This window comes from Variovorax sp. CCNWLW225 (assembly GCF_037204045.1).
Classification (GTDB): Bacteria; Pseudomonadota; Gammaproteobacteria; order Burkholderiales; family Burkholderiaceae_C; genus Variovorax.
This window is the reverse complement of the sequence record NZ_JBBCBV010000046.1, coordinates 1-1,369: the sequence shown is the minus strand read 5'-3', so window position 1 is coordinate 1,369 and position 1,369 is coordinate 1. Positions and strand designations below refer to the sequence as shown.

1 protein-coding gene is annotated in these 1,369 nt (G+C 78.7%); it reads left to right on the top strand.

Going from position 1 to position 1,369, the window contains the following annotated elements; translation table 11 throughout:
- On the top strand, positions 1-1,369 hold a 1,369-nt coding region (locus V9L20_RS27225; RefSeq protein ID WP_337298905.1), incomplete at both ends, for an autotransporter-associated beta strand repeat-containing protein.

Below are 1,369 nucleotides of genomic sequence, written 5' to 3'. Positions count from 1 at the left end.
ACGGCTACTGGGCCGCGGGCGGCGGCGGCGCAGGCGGCCACGGCGCCACGCTGCTCGACCCCCTGGCCGATGTCGCTGCCAGCGGCGTCTTCACCGGCGGGGCCGGCGGCGCGGGCGGCGATGCCTTCTCCCAGGCCGGCGGCGGCGGCAGCGGCGGCAGCGGGCTGTGGCTGCGCAGCGCCACCCCAGGGCTCACACTGACCCACAGCGGCACCTCGGCGGGCGGCGCCGGCGGCGCGGGCGGCTCGGAGCTGCTGCCGGCGCGCAGCAACGCCTCGGGCGGCGGCGGGGGCGCCGGCGGGGCCGGCCTCACGCTCGCGGGCAGCACCGCGGTGAATGTGGTCAACACCGGCCAGCTCCTGGGCGGCGCCGGGGGCGCGGGCGGTGCCGGCGGCGGCGGGGTGGGCGGCACCGGCACCCCGGGCAACGGCGGCGACGGCGGCGCCGGGCTGGCCTCGGTCGGCGCGGGCGGCGTGATCGTGATCAACAGCGGCACCATCGCCGGCGGGGCGGGCGGTGCAGGCGGCGCCAGCAGCAACGGCGGCGCGGCAGGCCTGCCGGGGGCGGGCGGCGCCGGGGTAACGGGCGCGGACCTGGATGTCACCCACAGCGGCGGCACCCTGGCCGGCGGGCTGGGCGGCGACGGCGTCACACGCGCGCCGGCGGTGGCGTTCACCGGCGGCAGCAGCAACCGCCTGGTGCTGAATGCGGGCGGCACGCTGCTGGGTGCGGTGGCCATCGACAGCGGCGCGGCGGCGCGCCTCGTGGCGGGCGCGGACGGGCTGGACCTGGGCAATGCGCTGCTGCTGGGCGGCACCGGCACCATCGACAGCAACGGCCATGGCCTGGGCTGGTCGGGCCCGATCTCGGGCGCGGGCGAGCTGGTGAAGGTGGGCGCGGGCACCTTGACCCTGAGCGGGGCGAACACGTACACGGGCGCCACCCGGGTGGCGGCGGGCAGCCTGCGCGCGGGGGCGGCGGGCACCTTCAGCAGCGCGAGCGCGTTCACGGTGGACGCGGGCGCAGTGCTGGACCTGGCGGGGCACAGCCAGACCATTGCGGGCATGGCCAGCGCGGGCACGGTGTCGCTGCTGAGCGGCTCGCCGGGGGCGACGCTGACGGTGCAGGGCCCCTGGGTGGGCAATGGCGGCACGCTGCGCCTGGGCACGGCGCTGGGGGGCAGCGGGAGCCTGAGCGACCGGCTGATCCTGAGCGGCTGCACGGCGATTGCCAGCGGCACGACGAACATCCAGATCACGAACCTGGGCGGGCTGGGGGCGCTGACGGTGGGCAGCGGCATCGAGGTGGTGACGGCGATGAACGGGGCCACGACGACGGCGCAGACCACGCGCGATGCGTTCCGCCTGGC